Raw genomic sequence first — 17,468 nt, 5'->3', positions numbered from 1 at the left:
CGTATAAAGTAAAGGAACATTATCTAGGAAAGGGGACGAGATGATTAGAGTGAAGACAGAAACTGTTTTACCCAAACAAAAGCAGATAAAAACAAAACGCAAACAACAAGGAGCTGCTCATTTAGCCGGATACATATTTATATCCCCTTGGCTAATCGGTTTTTTGCTGTTGACGCTTTGGCCCATTGCACAATCGTTTTATTTGTCCTTTACCGAATATTCTTTGCTGGAGGACCCAATATGGACCGGCACGGACAACTACACCAAAATATTTACTGGTGATTCCACTTTCAAGAAATCGCTAAGCGTGACGTTTATGTTTGTATTATTCTCCGTACCATTAAAGCTGTTTTTCTCCCTTATGGTCGCATTGGCACTCAATAAAAACATTCGAGGCATGAATATTTATCGGACGGCAATTTATTTTCCATCCTTAATTGGAGGAAGCATTGCGGTAGCAGCGCTTTGGCGCAATATGTTCGGGATAGACGGTTATATCAATCAGGTGCTCGCTTGGTTTGGGATTGAGGGGGTAGGCTGGATATCCAATCCGGATACCTCGCTTGGCACATTGATTTTACTCAATACGTGGCAATTCGGATCAACCATGGTTATTTTTCTAGCTGGGCTTAAGCAAGTGCCGCAAGAACTTTATGAATCAGCCTCTGTAGACGGAGCCGGCAAGGTTAGGAAGTTTATAAGCATTACGCTGCCGATGCTCTCACCGGTTATGTTCTTTAATCTCGTGCTGGGCATTATCGGATCTTTTCAAACGTTTACCTCAGCGTTCATTATCACAAAGGGCGGTCCTATTAATTCAACCTATATGTACGCCATGTTCCTGTACGAGAAAGCGTTCAAGCATTATCAGATGGGCTATGCGTCTGCACTTGCTTGGATATTACTCACTATTGTAGCGCTTCTCACGCTAATTAACTTCGCAGCCTCGAAATATTGGGTGTTCTACGAATCAGATGGGGGGAAAACCAAATGAATTCGCTGCGTTCGAAGCTGACGAGCCATTTGTACCTATCCCTGTTCTCTATTCTGATGCTGTATCCCGTCATCTGGTGGGCAGGAGCCTCTTTAAAAAAGACAGAGGAGCTAAGCTTGCCGACGATCTGGCCGAAGACACCCATGTGGAGCAATTATTGGGATGGCTGGCACTTCTCATCGGAATATACATTTGCTCATTTTTTTGGCAACACACTGCTTATGGAGCTGGGCAATGTCATTGGCGGCGTTGCCACGGCTGCGATTGTAGCTTATGGCTTCGGAAGGCTAAACTTCAAGCTGCGCGGCTTCTGGTTTTCCATTTTACTGCTGACCATGATGCTTCCAGGACAGGTAACTGTTGTCCCGCAGTACATTTTGTTCAATAAGCTAGGATTTGTGGACAGCTACGTACCGCTCGTGCTTCCGCATTTTTTCGGAGGCGGCGCATTTTTCATTTTCTTGCTTGTGCAATTTATTCGCGGTATTCCGAAAGATTTGGATGAAGCCGCAACGATTGACGGAGCAAGCGTTTACGGAATCTTTTGGAGAGTGATCCTGCCACTGCTGAAGCCCGCACTTGTTACCGTAGCTATCTTCACCTTTATATGGAGCTGGGACGACTTTTTTGCACAAGTGCTTTATTTAAGCTCCGTTGATAAATTTACTGTTGGGCTGGCACTGCGCATGTTCATCGATCAATTCGACATTCAGTGGGGGCAATTGCTAGCCATGTCCTTGCTGTCGATCTTTCCTTCGGTTATCATCTTTTTCTTTGCACAAAAGCATTTTGTCGAAGGAATAGCTACTACAGGATTAAAAGGGTAAGTCATTTCATTTCACAAAGGAAAAGGGGATGTAAGACGATGAACAAAAACGGGTCAAGAAGCTTGGGGCTGTTGATGCTGGCATTACTGCTCGTATTGACTGCTTGCAGCGGAGGCGGAAGCAGCAATGGAGGGAAGCAAAACAATGAAGGAACGAAGAGCACAGCAAAGCCGGATGATGCTGGCGGCAAAGAAGCTGGTGCTAAAACAACACTCAGCATTATGTGGTGGGGGCCGGATGCCCGGCACGAGGCAACAAAAAAAGCGTTAGACATTTACTCCCAGCAAAACACGAACGTATCTTTTAAGCCGGAATTTATGGCATGGGATGCATTCTGGCAAAAGCTTCCGACACTTGCTGCTTCGAAGTCCATAACAGATGTACTGCAAATGGATGCTGCCTACATTCAAGAATATGTATCGCGCGGTCAGCTAGTGGATCTCTCTGATATTGACCTAAGCGGCATTGTTGATCCATCCGTTATTTCTAATTTGCAAATAGATGGAAAATTGTACGGTATTCCACTCAGTCAGAATGCGCAAGGCTTAGCCTACAACAAAGCGGAGCTGGAGCAATACGGGATCACGCTTCCGCATAAGGATTGGACCTATGATGAATTTTTCCAGTGGGCAAGAGACGCTCGGGCGAAGCTGCCTGATGGGAAATATCCGATAGGTGATACAACCACTTGGGATAGCTTCAACTATTACCAGACGTCGATGGGCAAACCGCCCGTTATGTCCGATGGCGGGAAAACATTTACGCTTGATAAGGATTTGTTTATGACCTTCTACCAAACGTATGAAGAGTTCCGCAAAGCGAAAATCGTACCTCCTGCAGAAAAAGCCGCTTCATTTCTGGAAAATGACCCGCAAGCAGATCCAATGGCATCTGGCGTCGTAATGACAAGAGGTGCAACAACCGGCTCTGTCAGCGCTTTAGAGCAGCTTATGCCAGGAAAGGTAGGCGTAGTCAATCTACCTGTTGGTCCTGCGGGTGGCGGCTGGGCGCAATCAACCATCTTCTTAAGCGTAAGCGCGAATTCCAAAAATAAAGATGAAGCGAAAAAATTTCTGAGATGGTTCGTTACCGATAAGGACGCAGGCAATGCGCTTGGTCTCACACGCGGCATTCCGATCAACCCTGACATTTATAAAGAGCTGGAGCCAACTCTTGAGACTAAAGATAAGCTCGGCAAAGAAATATATGACCTTTCACTAGACAAGGCTTTGCCGTTCTATCCGCCGGCAGCAGGCTTCTCCGAATGGGTTGATACGTATAAGAAGGAGATGGAGGCTGTAACCTTCGGCCAGCAATCGATTGAAGATGCCTACAAGAAAATAGACAAAATGGGCAAGGAATTGGCAGCAAAAGTGGCTGGTTAATAAACTATGGAGGTGGTATCTGGATGCAGCTAGCAGAGTTTTTCTCATCGCAGCCAGCAAGATTATGGCTTTTGGCAAAGCAGCTTGGCATTGAATACGCAGTTGGAGGGCTTCCATGGGAAGAAAAGCAGGAGAAACCATGGGATTTGATGCCGCTTATTCGCATGAAACAGAGGTATGCTGATGCTGGACTTACGCTTAACGTGATCGAATCCATGCCTCCAAGCAATGAGATTAAGCTTGGAACGGCAGGAAGAGACGCCGAGATCGAAGTGTTCCAGCAATTTATTACGAATATGGGTGCAGCCGGAATTCCTGTTCTTTGCTACAATTTTATGGCTCAGTTCAATTGGTTTCGAACATCGACCACCACACGGACGCGGGGCGGAGCACTAGTGTCCAGCTACGATCACAACCTCATAAAGGACGCGCCGCTTACCGAGGCTGGCCTTATTAGTGAAGATCAGCTTTGGGAAAATCTTCAATACTTCATGGAGCGAATCGTCCCTGTTGCAGAGAAAGCAAAAGTGAAGCTCGCGCTGCATCCCGATGATCCTCCGATCACGCCTATTAGAGGGATATCTCGTATTTTGACAAGTGCAGCAGCCCTGCAGCAAGCGATTGATTTAGTTCCAAGCGCCTATAATGGCATTACCTTATGCCAAGGAACACTCGCAACGGCTGGAGAACATATTCCGAGCGTCATCCGTCATTTTGCAAAGCAGGATAAAATGTTTTTCGTCCATTTCCGTGATGTGAAAGGAACGCCGGAAAAGTTTGAGGAAACGTTCCACGATGACGGGCAAACCAATATGCTCGAGGCCATGCATACGTATTATGAAGTAGGCTTTAACGGGCCAGCAAGGCCAGATCATGTGCCAACGATGGAAGGCGAGGATAATGCGAATCCCGGATATGAGCTGTTGGGACGCTTATACGGTATCGGTTATATCCGAGGTTTAATGGAGGCAGCTGCTGCTGCTCGATTAACAAATGAAGCTAAGACGAGTGTTAACATTTCGGGATAATCTCCATACGTTCATAAAGCAAGCACCTTCAACTCCACATATCGTGTGGAACTGGAGGTGCTTTTTATAATGCTCATATTTGCTCAAAGCGCGATCGTTACTTCAAAACATGAAAAACGGAACGCAATTATGCGTCCCGTATTTATCCTATCCGTCATAATGACTGTCGCAACGAATCAGCTCCAAAGCCGATCATTGGAATGGTAATGATTCCAATTGTCCGTATGCTCCCACAGCCCTGGGATTTTTGGATGCAGATGCTGTGCGAGTACCTCATCGTTCAAATCGTCAATGCCCAGACCAGGCGCATCTGTCATATGAATGAAGCCATTCTGAACGAGCTTGTTCGGAAGCTTGCTGCTAATGATAATATCATCCCACCATGGCACCTCACAGGAATGATACTCTAGCGCCATAAAGTTCTCTGTCGCTGCTGCTACATGTGCTGCTGCGAGACAGGCGATAGGGCTCTCAGCCATATGGATCGCCATGGCCACACCGTATTCCTGTGCCATATCACCAATTTTTTTCGTTTCCAAAATGCCGCCAGTCGTCAGAACGTCTGGATGAATGACCGACACTCCGCCAGCTTGAAGCAGCGGCCTGAAGTTTTCTTTCAAATAAATATCCTCACCTGTACATATCGGCGTTGCAACAGCTCGGGCGAGCTTCGCATACTGCTCGGTATACTGCCATGGAAGCATATCCTCCATCCAAGCCAAATTGAATTTATCGACGCGGCGTCCAAGCTTAATGCAATCTTCAAGACCAATATGTCCAAAGTGATCTACGGCAAGCGGAACCTCATAACCAATTACAGCGCGTACATCCGCCACATATTGCTCCAGCATATCAAGCCCTTTATCCGTTACATGAATCGCCGTGAAAGGATGGGGGATGTTGTGAATATCATAATGTTGATTTCGGATATCACGAATTTCTTCTTCGGTTAAGGTGTCTTGGTTAGCGCTGTAACGGTTTTTGGAAGCATTTCGCATTTCATCAATGAAGCCTATCGGAGCACTTAACGTACCAGGCTCATTAATAATTTGACCGATGCCAAGATCCATCTTTAGGAAAGTGAAGCCTTCCTCCATACGCTTCTGAAGCGCGAGCCCCATGGCGGTGCCGGTATCCTTGCCGACGACCTCGGTATCGCAGTACATTCGAATTTTGTCACGGAACTTGCCGCCGAGCATTTGATAGATCGGTACGCCATATGCTTTGCCAGCCAAATCCCATAAAGCGATTTCAAGCCCGCTCACACCACCGCCTTGACGAGCATGACCGCCAAACTGCTTAATTCGGCGAAACAGCTTATCGATATTGCATGGATTTTCGCCTAACAACCGGCCTTTCAGCATTTGCGCATAAACCTTATCAGCTCCGTCACGCACTTCACCAAATCCGATTAGGCCTTGATTCGTATACACTTTAATCAAGCTGCTATGAAACGGACCGCCTACAATATCGGTGAAGCGAATATCCGTAATCCGCAGTGCGGAAGGGCTTGCATGCTTGCTCACATGGGCTAACGTTTCTTCATAAGAAGGATTGTTGGACACGAAGGTCACTCCTTGTTTATAAGTTAGGTATTGAAAGGGGTTGCACACATTCATCTAGCTAAGCTAGAGCAGCATGCTGCCGCCATCGAGTCGAATGGCTGAACCGGTCATGAATTCACTTTCATCGGACGCAATGAAGCATACGAGCTGAGCTACGTCGAGTGGACGGCCAACACGGCCAAGCGGGAATTTATCATGTAATGAGCGAGTCGTTTTTTTATGCTTCGCGACATCCTCGGCGGACATGATTGGCTTCGATTCTCGGGCACTTTGCTTGCCGACATCAACGGCTCCTGGCTCAATCGTATTAACGGTAATTCCATACCTTGCAAGCTCAATTGCGCTTTCTCTGCCTAACATGCGAATACCGCCCTTGGTCATGGAATATACGGCATCGAAGTCGGTGGGGCGCTTGCTATGAACAGAAGACATATTAATGATGCGTCCAAAGTGCTTTTCCTTCATATAGGGAACGACGGCTTGTATGCATTGCCAGTAGCCTTTTAAATTAATGTTCATCATGCGATCGAAAGAAGATTCATCATGCTCAAAAAATCCATAATTCAGCTGCAAGGCCGCATTATTAACCAAAATGTCAATGCCGCCATAATGCTCTGCAGTGTTGGAGACCATCCGTTCAATTTCATCTTTTTGCGAAATATTCGCTTGCACAATCATCGAGCTGCCACCGAAATCATCAATCATCTGTTTGGTATGAAGCGCACCGACATCGCTCTGATTATAATGAATGGCAACCATAACCCCGCGCCGTGCAAGCTCGATTGCAACGCCTTTGCCAATTCCTGTTCCTGCGCCGGTAACTAAAGCGATTTTGCCAACGATACTCATTATTCACCTCCAGACCGGCGATTACGGTTTTTTCATTTTGAAATTCATATAATGAAGCAAAAAACCGCCATCCAGCCTTATATCTGCACCATTAATGAGTTTCGCCTCATCGGAAGAGAGAAAATTCACAAGCTCGGCGATATCTTCATTGCTGCACAAAACAGCATTAGGCACCTTATATTCGTAATCGTTGTACAAGGTGGATAGCTGACTGTGAAACAACTCATCATCGCCAGCAACAGAACCCACTTCAATGGTATTGACACTGATCCCATATCGTCCTAATACAAGTGCTGCTTCTTTGGACAGCATTTTGACCGCACCTTTTGCAATGCTGTAGGTAAACGCTGAACCAGTCGGCTTCTCGGCATGGATGGATGAAACATAAATGATTTTCCCAGCTTGCTTCATCATCATTTGATTGCCGACAGCCTGCGTACAAATAAATGCCGATTTGGCGTTTACTGCGATGCTTTGCTGAAAAAGCGCTTCATCACCATCTTCAATTGTGCTTGAAGAAATCTCATTGTTGTTGTGAACGAGAATATCAACCGTACCAAGCTGCTGCTTAGTGAATAGAAGCATATCCGTTACTTCAGCCGTTTTACAAAGGTCAATGGTGACTACCACCGCCTGCAAGCCTGCCTCCTGTACTAGCTTTAATTCTGACCCAATCGCAGACCCTCCTGAATGACTATTCAAAATAAAATGAGCTCCGCTTTCCTTTAAACGTCGAATGATCGCTTTCCCGCTGTCACTGTCTGAATCCGTAATAAATACAACCTTATTTGGCAATCGCATAGATCCCCTCCAAGGAACAGACATAAAATGATGTATATAGCCTTATTTTAGTTACTTTGGTTCAAGCATAGCGATGCTGTAAATTTATGATTTTGTTTGATTTCTTGCATAATCCGCCAATACTGCAACAACGCTATGATTGCATTCGTTATTAAGAGCGAATAGGAATCCAAATGGAAGGGAAAGCCATGCGCAAAATAAAAAAATTCATTTTCATCACGCTTCTAATGATTATTTTTGTTCCGTTTATTTTGAGCTACTCGAACTATCGAATGACTAGAGTCAATAACGATTATGAAGCCTTATTCACCGAGCAGCTTAAAGCAGCTGTACATAAGGGAACCACATTTGATATGAAGGAAGTCGCGCCATTTGATTGGGATAAAATGTTTGTTTTTGAAGCTTATCGCTCAAGAGAGGAGATGGAAAGAACAGTCGGACGAGAGTGGACCAATGAAGCCTCCTACGCCGGATATTGGATAGATAGAAAGATAAGCGGACAATATCCTTTGCTGGATGAGTCGGTACATAAACTGGTTTTTGTGAAAAAGGATAAAGTGGTGTTTGATACTACTCTGGACAGAGCAATAGCTGACTTCTCGGTTAGCAGCAGTATGATTGATCGCGAGAATTCCCGATATACCGTTACGAAAACAGATCAATCATTTGCTACGGTTTATAATGTTTTAGAAGAGTAGGTAGATTGATAGACTTGGGAGCTTCCGAAAAAAAATGACAGTCTAGAACGATTACTCCTGTTCTGGACTGTCATTTGTTTAAATCATTGATGAACAAACTAGGAAGCAGGGGGAAGCTTAGTCTTCGTTGGCTTGGCATAACCCTCTTTATACGTTTCGTCGATAATTTGGCGAATCCGATCTACTTCGATCCCTGAAGACTTCATCGCTGCGGTTGTTACAGCAATTTCAATGCATACGCCGCAGCGAGTGCCATGATCGTCCCAAACTACTGAGCCGTCTTCCTTTATTTCGGCGATAAAGCAATTGAGATTGCTTTGGTGTCCCGCGCTTTCGCCACACCCGCAGTAACAAGGGATATAGGGCAATACATCCGTAACCGTTGCAGCGGTTTGATAGGCGATACGCAGGTTGTCAGAGGCGCCATCTAGAAAAGCTGGTAAAATATCAAGCGATGCTGTCGTCTCTTGCAAATCGCCAGATGCTGTTTGATGATCACCATGATTTCCGCCATTTGCTTCATGTGCGTTCGTTGCTGATCCAGCTGAATTTGTTTGGCTGCTGCATGCGCTGAGCAGCATCGAAGAGAGCAGAACCGAATAGAGTGTGGTTTGGGCTAATCGTTTCAAATATAGCAGCTCCTTGTTTCTATTAATTGGTTTTATTATAGCATTTTCAAATATTAAAAGAGTAACGTATATGGTACTATTAATTGACGATTTAGATCGTTTAAGCCGTAAGCTCTCCCGTTTAATCGTAACAAATGCCAAGATACAAAAAAGGAGCGATTGTCGATGAAGGTATTGTTTATTGGTGGAACAGGATTAATAAGTGAAGCTGTTTCTAAGCTCGCGTTAGAACGCGGAGTTGAACTCTATCTTTTTAACAGAGGGAAACGAGACGAGTTTGTACCAGAAGGGGCAAAGGTCATCAAGGGTGATATACGCGACCCTGAGCAGGCTGCTGCTGCACTTGAAGGCTATCAGTTTGATGTGGTAGTCGATTGGATTGCCTTCACGCCGGAGCATGTCAGCACGGACATTGCGTTGTTCCGTGGACGCACGAATCAATACATATTTATAAGTTCAGCCTCTGCTTATCAGAAACCGCCTAAACACTATATCATCACAGAGGATGCGACACCGCTCGAAAATCAGTACTGGCAATACTCGCGTGACAAGATTGCATGTGAGCAGCTGCTGCTTGATGAACAGGCGTCATCAGGTTTTCCAGTTACTATCGTAAGACCCTCATTTACCTATGGCGATACGATGATACCCGCAGCCTTAAACAGCTGGCAGCATCCATGGTCTCTGATCGCAAGAATACGTGCGGGACAGCCAGTTATCGTGCATGGTGATGGCTCCTCTTTGTGGACGATGACACATAATACCGATTTTGCCAAAGGTTTTGTCGGCTTGCTTGGACGTGCTGAGGCGATCGGAGAGGCGTATCATATTACTTCAGACGAAGTCCTTACCTGGAATCAAATCTATGAAGCGATAGGTTCAGCCGCAGGCGTAGTGCCGAATCTTGTCCATATTTCTTCCGAGTTTCTTATTTCGCATGACCCTGATCTCGAGGGCGGCTTGCTTGGCGATAAATCTGTCACGAGCGTATTTGATAACCGCAAAATCAAAAGCTTAGTTCCCGATTTTTCAGCAGAACTTTCTTTTGAAGAAGGGATTAAACGGACGGTTGCTTGGTTTGAGGCTCACCCTGAGCGATGCACCGAAGATGATGCTTGGAACGAGCAGATGGATACGATTATCGCTGCTCATGCAGCCGGATTTAAAAAATAAAGCGTAAGCAAATGACGAAAATATAGATTTTAAGCTGTACATTTAGAGAAATAAAAAAAATTTTTTAGCGATTTTTATAAGTGCAAAAAAAGTGCTTATCCTCTAGGGATGAAGCGCTTTTTTTGTGTTTTAAACCTCTATCCCTAGATGCTAAAAAATTTCTCATAATTTACAAGAAGCATAAAAACTCGTCTTTTGATGGAATGAGCGACATATAATCTTCACAGACCGTCCACTTTTTCTTGATGCCTGCTTATTCTCGCCATCTAACTTATATCGTAACAGGTATACTTCATTAACTTAAGGGAGAGGTATAATCATGCGAAAAAAGTTGAATCAGCATTTATTTGTTTACTTGCTCATTTTATCGTTAGTCATTACTTTAGGCATGTACGTCCAACCTTTAAATAACGAACCGGATTCACAAGCTTTAGAATCGTCTGCAGCAGAACCATTTTCCTTAACTAACCTAACGCCGCTTGTTGTTGACAGCTTAGAGAACAATGAAAAAGTCATCGCTTCACCCACTCCAGCACCTATACCTGTAACATTCAACGAGATTAGCGCAGCTACAGTTAACGCATCTGATCAACCTCCAACCAACCCGCTTGAAACGACACTTGAAGTTGAACAACCGCCAGCCATCGCTAAAAAACTAACGAATACATATGAGGTTACCGCGTATTACCTTAACATTCGAACAAAACCGAGCGCCACTTCGGATATTATAAAGGTTGTAGAAAAGGGATCAAAGCTTGAAATTACAGAAGAAACGGACAATGGTTGGCTTAAGCTGCAAAATGGTGGATACGTACATGGCGGATATGCCAAAAAGGTGAAAAGTGAAGTTTCCGTGTTATCCCTTGCTGCTGATGTTAATCGTCAGCCTGCCACTGCACTTAAGGCAAAAAGTGAGGAGCAACGCATAGATAAAATAGAAATTTTAGAAGAAGCAGTAGAGGAAGAACTTATGAAGCCAACATCTGCTGTAGAGTCTGATTCTGGCCTTACGATCGAGCATATTGAGAAAATATTCGAAGGAACAGCACTATCCGGGCATGATTTGGAACAAGCTATCCTTGAAGTGGAAGATGAATACGGCATAAATGCTTATTTTACAATAGCCGTGATGAAGCTGGAGAGTGGAAATGGCAAAAGCCGGCTGGCCAAGAGCAAAAATAACTTATTTGGCCTCAATGCGATAGATGGCGATAAATACAATAAAGCGTTCAGCTTTGAAACCAAAGGGGACAGTGTACGAAAGTTTGGACAGCTCTTATCCAAAAACTATGTGGGCAAGGGACTGACTACCATTGAGAAGGTTGCCCGAAAATATTGTCCCGCCAACTCCAAATGGTCAAGTTTAGTGAAAAATATAATGAAAAGTGACTACAGGAAGCTCTGACATGGCAATTTCCCACCAAGTATGTTATTTTAGGCTCCTAAGCATTTGACGACTTGGATAATAGGAGGCTGCAAATAAATGGTGGATAACGTGCAGAAAATGCCATTCGGCTATGAGCCGCCTGTAGATGAGCTTAAAGGAACGATTGTATACTATGATACATTTGAGCATACAACGGAACGAGAGCTTGATCTAGCCGCAGATTGGGTGAAGGCACGTTCCTTTCGCAAGCTTGTTCTCTATCCACTGCATGAGCTGAGCATCAAGAGGATGTCGAAAGAGAACGTCAGCCCATTCTATAAGCGGGAAGATCGTCTGCATGAATGGAAGCGGGATCGAGCGGAGACGAATATCGTTGTTGAACGTTTTGAAATCAAACGCAAGAAGTATACGCCAATCGATTTTGCTTTAAGACATTTGGCCGAAACCTATCCGAAACCGCTATTTGTACTCATGACGGCTGAAATGGCGAATATGTTCGCTTCGTTCTCATCATTCGAGGAATGGATCGTGAAAATCAGGCTTTTGTTGACGGAAGAGCCTGCACAGCTGCATCCACGGCTCTTACAATATCAGCATCGCTGGGAAGCAATTGTCACCAAATAAACCTTGGAATACATAAGAAAAGAGCTGTCCGCGAGTAAAACTCATGGGCAGCTCTTTTTTCTGTTGCAAAACGATTATTCGTCTAGCCGGTTGATGGGCTATTCGGAACATGGCCTTTTTGATTGATATTCTCTGCTCTGGCCGAAGCTGAATTATTTTCCGCTTCCTTGGAGCTGTCTTCAAAGGCTTGATTTTTGCTTGGAATCGACTTGTTTTTGTTGTGAGCCATCCACAATAACCTCCACTAGCGTGATTGCCTAAAACTCCGAGGCTAGCTTAGGTTAACCATGTTCCAGCAAAATAACCAAAATCTATAGCTGCTTGCTCATTATTTTAAGCTAACAACATGCTCTTCGCATGCTGTAGAGCAGAAGCCGTGCTTCGTTTCTTCACATTCCTTGCATACGATATGCTGCAAATGACAGGAGTCATCTGCACAATTGATATAGGTATCAGCAGGCTGCTCGCAGTGGTGGCATTTGCCTACAACAACCGCTTCGTCTGTTTGATTAATGACAACGGATGTTCTCTCATCGAATACATAACATTTGCCGTCAAACAGTTTGCCTTGTACTTCCTCGTCCTTGCCGTAGGTTACAATACCGCCTTCAAGCTGATAGACGTCGTTAAAGCCTTCGCTTAGCATAACGCCTGTAAGCTTCTCGCAGCGAATGCCTCCTGTGCAATAGGTAATGATCGGCTTGTCTTTGAATTCCGCCATATTCTCGCGAAGCCATTCAGGAAACTCCTTGAATGTTTCAAGATCGGGTCTGATCGCGTTGCGGAAATGACCAAGATCGTATTCATAATCGCTTCTGCCATCTAGTACGATAACATCTTCTCTTTGCAAATACTCATGAAATTCTTTTGGTGATAGACGAGTGCCGCTTAATGTATTCGGATCTAAAGGCTTATCATAACGTAGCGTCACTAGCTCTTTCTTGTAACGTACAAAAATCTTCTTGAAAGCATGTTTATCGGTTTCGTCGATTTTGAAAACCATATCCGAAAATAAAGGATTCGCACGCATATGCGCCATATATTGTTCAGTTTGCTCGATGGTTCCTGAGAGCGTTCCGTTAATTCCTTCATCAGCAATTAAGATACGGCCTTTTACGTTTAATTCCTTGCAATATGCAAGATGTTCAGCAGCAAACTGCTCAGCATCCGGTACAGCTACAAATTTATAATACAATAAAACTCGAAAATGATTAGCTTCACTCATCGTAGTCTTTCCTTTCCGGTAAACAAATAAAAGCATTCTATATTATAGTTGACATTTTAAATAATTTCAACTTAAAACCTTTTTTGAACCTTTTTCATATACGAAACCAATGTATAGCGAAAGCAAATAGAGGAGGGGCTATATGAAAAAAGGGATAATAGTCATATTGATATGTTTGGTACTAGCTGCTTGTTCCACCGAACAGCCAAGCGTGCCTCAGGATTTTCTAACTAATATCGAAAGTACGGATTTAAGCAAGGAGCATACTGGCGGGATATCGCCTGGGGATTCGGTACAATTACTTACGGATAAACGTGGTCAGCCAAAAGGGAAATACGATATTAAAATGAAAAAAGCAGATGATTATGATGTGCCTGTTCAGTCATGGGAGTATTTTAACGCTACATATACGGTAACTGAAAGCAAGGTCGCAAGCTATAATCTGCTTCCAGATGAAGCTACCCATAAAGGGACTAAACTGGGAAATTATATACAATCTGTTAAGGACATGTATGGGGATGCCTATTATAATAGAGAACACGATGATTTAAAACTACTAGGTTATATCGATAAAGAGAAGGAATGGGTACTCGAGTTTATGGTAGATCAAGAAAAGGTAACCGGCATTATGATGAGTGAATTATCCCTTTTGAAACGAAATAGAAATTGAAATTGGCACATGAGTACTCTTGTGGCGTGAGGAGGTTTCCGTATTGAAGGATTCGGACATACAACCCTTGTTAGCTTCGCTTCTGGATGAAGATCCGGAAGCTTTCCGCTTGGTGTATGAGAAAACGGCAGATCATATCTATCGTACCGTCTATTATTTGGTCACGAACAAAAACGAAGTCAATGATATCGTTAGTGAGATTTACATCGCTATGCTCTCCGCTTTGCCTGCCTACGACTACAATAGACCATTTCGAGCCTGGCTTAACGGCCTCATCATTAATCAGGTTAATCATTATAATCGAAAAGGCTGGCGATTTTTACGTTTAATTAATCGCAATAAGCAATTGTATGGCGTACAGCCATGGAAGAGGCCAGATGAATTAGCGGTCGAAGAGGAAGAAAAACACCAAGTACTTCAGCTCGTAAACAGCTTGTCTGCCAAGCATAAACAAATAATCGTACTTCGCTATTATCAGGATTGCTCCTTTGAGGAGATTGCCAGCACGCTCCAAATCCCACTAGGCACAGCCAAATCCAGACATCATGAGGCTTTGAAAAAACTGCGAAATCGAACCTTACATTCTCAATTTTTCAAGGAGGTGTTTAATCATGTCGATTGAACAAGAACTAACACAAGCCTACAAACAATCCGCAACGAGAATCAAACGCCCTGAGGAGCTTGATGCTCGAATCGAACAGCTGTACCGAAAGCAGAGCTTCCAAAAGCAGACCAAGCTGCACGCCGTAAAAAAATCATGGACGCTCAGAATCATCGTAGCGGGACTGCTCCTTACTTCCATGGGTTTCTCTACACCCTTTATTTTTCATTTTAAAGACGAGATTATTGATTACATGCTGCATAATGGTCAATTAGGAACGTATGATGCGATGTTGGCTAAGCAAATGCGCGAGTCGCTCGAAGAGGTTAAACAAACACTTCCTACCGAGGGGAAGGCGATATTGTATTCGCAAAAATTAAAAAGTCTTCTGCCGAAAACAAGTTCTATACCTATCGCAATCGTCACCAATCCATACGTGTGGAAGGTGGAGAAAGATTGGGAGATGCAATTGACGGAAGCAAATCCAGATCTTCAAATGCCTGATTCCTTAACAGAAACATTGACGTTTGTTGGAGGCCAGAAGGCTCAACCGTTTGGCGGTTCATTATCCGCTGCAGACATGGAGTCGCTTCATGAGCTGGAGAAACTCGTGAAGAATGAGAAACCGGAGGAGACCTGGCTGCCTCTGCCCAGACCTGTAGTAGAGAGTGTAGATCATCCTGTCTATACGACGACTTATGAGAACGAATCCACTGACATTATTCATATCACCATGGAGGTATTCTCGGATAAGAGCAATGTGCAATTACGTTCAAATCTAAAGGCGCAAGAGCAAATCGTTATTGGTCAACAAGCTGCTACCTATGCTCTAGCAAAGCCGTTTCTGTACAGTGATACGGATCAGTATCAATCCGTCTTTTGGATGGATTCACTAGCGGATGAAACGATACTATACACGATTGGCAGTTCCGATCTAGACATGACCAAAGCAGAATTAACCAGCATAGCCGAGCAGTTTATTCATTGATAACTGGGGAGAGTGTTTCATGCAACCATACGCTATTTCTACGAAAAGCCACTTCGTAACGATGCTGCTTGGCACATGGCTAGTGCTCGGTATATTCATAGACGGTTATGCCCATAACCATGATGTAGTCGAAACGTTTTTCACCCCTTGGCATGCGATTTTGTATAGTGGGTTTCTTGCATGCGCAGCATGGATACTTGGAATGATTGTATATGTGAAAAAAAGAATGGGCTGCTCGTGGAAGCAAGCCATTCCTAGTGGATATGAGCTTGGCTTGCTTGGCGTCATCATCTTTCTTGCAGGCGGCTTAGCTGATATGGCTTGGCATATTATTTTTGGAATTGAAGTGAATCTTGAAGCGCTGCTTAGTCCCTCTCATTTAGCATTAATGCTCGGTGCCATTCTCATCTTATCAAGTCCGCTTCGAGCAGGCTGGAGGGAGCACAGTGGCGATCAGATAGGTTGGAGAAGCTTTTTCCCATACTTATTATCCTTAGCGTTATCAGCAGGTACTGTCAGTTTCTTTCTCATGTATGTGTGGATGTTTCGGTATAATTTGCCTGCGCCAAAAGTAGTTGCTTGGTATATGAACAATTCCAGCACTTTATTTGCGCACCGGATGGTAGATGATGCCGAGGTACGAGGATTAACGTTTATCTTATTAAATACGATCGTATTTATGTTTCCCATTTTATTTATGCTAAAGCGCTGGCAGCCTCCTTTTGGTGCGATTACTTTTGTATTCTTACTCATTAGCGCACTAATGGGTGTAATCGATGGTTTTACCCAAATACATAGTTTGATCGTCTCGTTTGCTGCAGGACTGAGCGGTGACTTATTGCTGCATTTAAGACGCTCTGATCTGAATCGCAGGCGAAGCAGCAGGCTGATTGCCACCATTACGCCTATTGTGCTTTGGGGTAGTTACTTTGGCTGGATGGCTGCGACGAGCGGGATTGGCTGGGAGCCCGAGCTGTGGGTAGGCTCAATCGTACAAGCTTCGCTGCTGTCGCTCGGCCTTAGCCTTTTAGCCCAATCGCCTGAGCGTGTAAGTCAATGAGCGTACGATTAAATTCCATTGGACTGAATTTAATATGCTTGATTGTTATCCTGTTAGCTGCAACTGGCTGTGCTTCGGATACATTTACGAACCTTACGAACGTCGATATAGAACCGCCTAAGCGAGGATTGCTGGCAGCTCTTCAGAATGAACAAATGCCATTACCAGAAGCTTCAGGTTATCTTGTAAAAGTAAGCGAAATAAATGGCAATCCAGTAGAAGTAGGAGAAATGGAATTACAATTGGAAGTCACCACCGCGTATGGGCAGCCTGTAACGAAATTTACAGAAGATATGACCAAGCTTATGCATCTGATCGTCGTTAGTAAAGATTTATCATCGTTTCAGCATGTGCATCCCGATTATATGAAAGACAATGTTTTTCGGACAAAGCTTAATTTACCATTTGCAGGCTCGTTTTATGTAACGACTGAATTCAAGCCTCATAAACAAAATGTTGTCATTAATAAGCAGTGGATACAGGTTGCTGGCGAGCCATTATCTAACAAAACAATAGTTCCTGACACCACATGGATAAAAAGTGTAAGCGGCTTAGAAGTTTCATTATCGGCAAGCCCCGGTATTGATGAAATAGAAGCGGGACAGATGGTTATGTTGCTATTCCGAATTATAGATAAAGAGACGGGAAAGCCGATTAAGGAGATAGAGCCATTTCTCGGCACTTCCGGCCATTGTGTTATTTTGAACAGCACAGTTGACCAATTCGTGCATGCACATGCAATGGAAGCGATGAGTGGTGGTGCAAACATCATGTTCCACACGGTATTTCCTGAGAAAGGCATCTACAAGTTATGGGGGCAATTTCAATTTAAAGGCGAGGTGCTGACGGTGCCATTTGTCATCACCGTTAAATAAGAGATGGTTGAAACAAATATAAATTGTATATGTACTCCTGCCCCCGTTAAGGGGGTTTTTGCTATTTATAAGCCTTTATTCAATAACGA

19 protein-coding genes are annotated in these 17,468 nt (G+C 44.0%); 13 read left to right on the top strand and 6 right to left on the bottom strand.

The annotated features are described in order from the left end of the window. Positions 1 to 40 precede the first annotated feature (40 nt). The 4 genes from AC0VYE_RS17740 to AC0VYE_RS17725 are packed head-to-tail and all read left to right on the top strand — an operon-like array spanning position 41 to position 4,234. Entirely contained in the window at positions 41 to 994 is a 954-nt protein-coding gene (locus AC0VYE_RS17740) for a carbohydrate ABC transporter permease (protein ID WP_475442431.1), read from the top strand. Next, positions 991 to 1,821: a carbohydrate ABC transporter permease gene (locus AC0VYE_RS17735; RefSeq protein WP_076265908.1), complete on the top strand. Its 831-nt coding sequence runs from the start codon at positions 991 to 993 to the stop codon at positions 1,819 to 1,821. The genes AC0VYE_RS17740 and AC0VYE_RS17735 overlap by 4 nt, the downstream gene beginning before the upstream one ends. 38 nt (positions 1,822 to 1,859) lie before the next feature. After that, positions 1,860 to 3,206 (top strand): ABC transporter substrate-binding protein, encoded by a 1,347-nt coding sequence (locus tag AC0VYE_RS17730; protein WP_076265909.1) that lies wholly within the window; start codon positions 1,860 to 1,862, stop codon positions 3,204 to 3,206. Between the two features lie 23 nt (positions 3,207 to 3,229). Next, positions 3,230 to 4,234, top strand: coding sequence for a mannonate dehydratase (locus AC0VYE_RS17725; protein ID WP_076265910.1), 1,005 nt, complete (start codon positions 3,230 to 3,232; stop codon positions 4,232 to 4,234). 176 nt (positions 4,235 to 4,410) lie between these two features. Here the strand turns inward: AC0VYE_RS17725 and AC0VYE_RS17720 are convergent, their stop codons facing one another. The 3 genes from AC0VYE_RS17720 to AC0VYE_RS17710 form a co-directional block, all read right to left on the bottom strand. After that, positions 4,411 to 5,799 (bottom strand): mandelate racemase/muconate lactonizing enzyme family protein, encoded by a 1,389-nt coding sequence (locus AC0VYE_RS17720; protein ID WP_339209419.1) that lies wholly within the window; start codon positions 5,797 to 5,799, stop codon positions 4,411 to 4,413. A 63-nt stretch (positions 5,800 to 5,862) separates the two neighbouring features. Beyond that, complete coding sequence (locus tag AC0VYE_RS17715) at positions 5,863 to 6,648, bottom strand: SDR family NAD(P)-dependent oxidoreductase (protein ID WP_475442430.1); 786 nt, start codon at positions 6,646 to 6,648, stop codon at positions 5,863 to 5,865. A gap of 21 nt (positions 6,649 to 6,669) precedes the next feature. After that, a complete protein-coding gene (locus AC0VYE_RS17710) occupies positions 6,670 to 7,449 on the bottom strand; it encodes an SDR family NAD(P)-dependent oxidoreductase (RefSeq protein ID WP_076265913.1) in 780 nt (259 codons plus the stop codon). Positions 7,450 to 7,637: 188 nt separating this feature from the next. Here AC0VYE_RS17710 and AC0VYE_RS17705 point away from each other — a divergent pair, with 188 nt between their 5' ends. Further along, positions 7,638 to 8,147 (top strand): hypothetical protein, encoded by a 510-nt coding sequence (locus AC0VYE_RS17705; protein WP_076265914.1) that lies wholly within the window; start codon positions 7,638 to 7,640, stop codon positions 8,145 to 8,147. A 98-nt stretch (positions 8,148 to 8,245) separates the two neighbouring features. Here the strand turns inward: AC0VYE_RS17705 and AC0VYE_RS17700 are convergent, their stop codons facing one another. Next, on the bottom strand, positions 8,246 to 8,728 hold the full coding sequence (locus AC0VYE_RS17700) for a PCYCGC motif-containing (lipo)protein (protein WP_076266127.1): 483 nt from the start codon (positions 8,726 to 8,728) through the stop codon (positions 8,246 to 8,248). Positions 8,729 to 8,941: 213 nt separating this feature from the next. Here AC0VYE_RS17700 and AC0VYE_RS17695 point away from each other — a divergent pair, with 213 nt between their 5' ends. The 3 genes from AC0VYE_RS17695 (at position 8,942) to AC0VYE_RS17685 (ending at position 11,960) form a co-directional block, all read left to right on the top strand. Next, on the top strand, positions 8,942 to 9,949 hold the full coding sequence (locus AC0VYE_RS17695) for an SDR family oxidoreductase (RefSeq protein ID WP_076265915.1): 1,008 nt from the start codon (positions 8,942 to 8,944) through the stop codon (positions 9,947 to 9,949). A 319-nt stretch (positions 9,950 to 10,268) separates the two neighbouring features. Further along, complete coding sequence (locus tag AC0VYE_RS17690) at positions 10,269 to 11,354, top strand: SH3 domain-containing protein (protein ID WP_475442429.1); 1,086 nt, start codon at positions 10,269 to 10,271, stop codon at positions 11,352 to 11,354. Positions 11,355 to 11,432: 78 nt separating this feature from the next. Then, positions 11,433 to 11,960: a hypothetical protein gene (locus tag AC0VYE_RS17685; protein WP_076265917.1), complete on the top strand. Its 528-nt coding sequence runs from the start codon at positions 11,433 to 11,435 to the stop codon at positions 11,958 to 11,960. A gap of 82 nt (positions 11,961 to 12,042) precedes the next feature. Here the strand turns inward: AC0VYE_RS17685 and AC0VYE_RS17680 are convergent, their stop codons facing one another. Then, the gene (locus tag AC0VYE_RS17680; RefSeq protein ID WP_179089728.1) at positions 12,043 to 12,189 is read right to left on the bottom strand and encodes a hypothetical protein; all 147 of its coding nucleotides are present in this window, start codon (positions 12,187 to 12,189) and stop codon (positions 12,043 to 12,045) included. Positions 12,190 to 12,288: 99 nt separating this feature from the next. Continuing rightward, positions 12,289 to 13,185 (bottom strand): oxygen-dependent tRNA uridine(34) hydroxylase TrhO, encoded by an 897-nt coding sequence (gene trhO / locus AC0VYE_RS17675; protein WP_475442428.1) that lies wholly within the window; start codon positions 13,183 to 13,185, stop codon positions 12,289 to 12,291. A 142-nt stretch (positions 13,186 to 13,327) separates the two neighbouring features. Here trhO and AC0VYE_RS17670 point away from each other — a divergent pair, with 142 nt between their 5' ends. Genes AC0VYE_RS17670 through AC0VYE_RS17650 form a run of 5 tightly spaced genes read left to right on the top strand, consistent with a single transcriptional unit; the run spans position 13,328 to position 17,379 of the window. Next, positions 13,328 to 13,855 (top strand): fimbrial protein, encoded by a 528-nt coding sequence (locus AC0VYE_RS17670; RefSeq protein ID WP_475442427.1) that lies wholly within the window; start codon positions 13,328 to 13,330, stop codon positions 13,853 to 13,855. A 43-nt stretch (positions 13,856 to 13,898) separates the two neighbouring features. After that, positions 13,899 to 14,477, top strand: coding sequence for a sigma-70 family RNA polymerase sigma factor (locus AC0VYE_RS17665; protein ID WP_475442426.1), 579 nt, complete (start codon positions 13,899 to 13,901; stop codon positions 14,475 to 14,477). After that, entirely contained in the window at positions 14,467 to 15,444 is a 978-nt protein-coding gene (locus AC0VYE_RS17660; RefSeq protein WP_475442425.1) for a hypothetical protein, read from the top strand. Before AC0VYE_RS17665 ends, AC0VYE_RS17660 begins: the two co-directional genes overlap by 11 nt. A gap of 19 nt (positions 15,445 to 15,463) precedes the next feature. Further along, positions 15,464 to 16,504 (top strand): hypothetical protein, encoded by a 1,041-nt coding sequence (locus tag AC0VYE_RS17655; RefSeq protein ID WP_475442424.1) that lies wholly within the window; start codon positions 15,464 to 15,466, stop codon positions 16,502 to 16,504. Continuing rightward, the gene (locus AC0VYE_RS17650) at positions 16,501 to 17,379 is read left to right on the top strand and encodes a hypothetical protein (protein WP_475442423.1); all 879 of its coding nucleotides are present in this window, start codon (positions 16,501 to 16,503) and stop codon (positions 17,377 to 17,379) included. The genes AC0VYE_RS17655 and AC0VYE_RS17650 overlap by 4 nt, the downstream gene beginning before the upstream one ends. The last annotated feature ends 89 nt before the right edge of the window (positions 17,380 to 17,468 follow it).

The organism is Pristimantibacillus sp. Z349TD_6 (assembly GCF_056173205.1).
The sequence above is the reverse complement of the archived record's forward strand: the minus strand, read 5'-3'. Positions and strand labels throughout refer to the sequence as shown.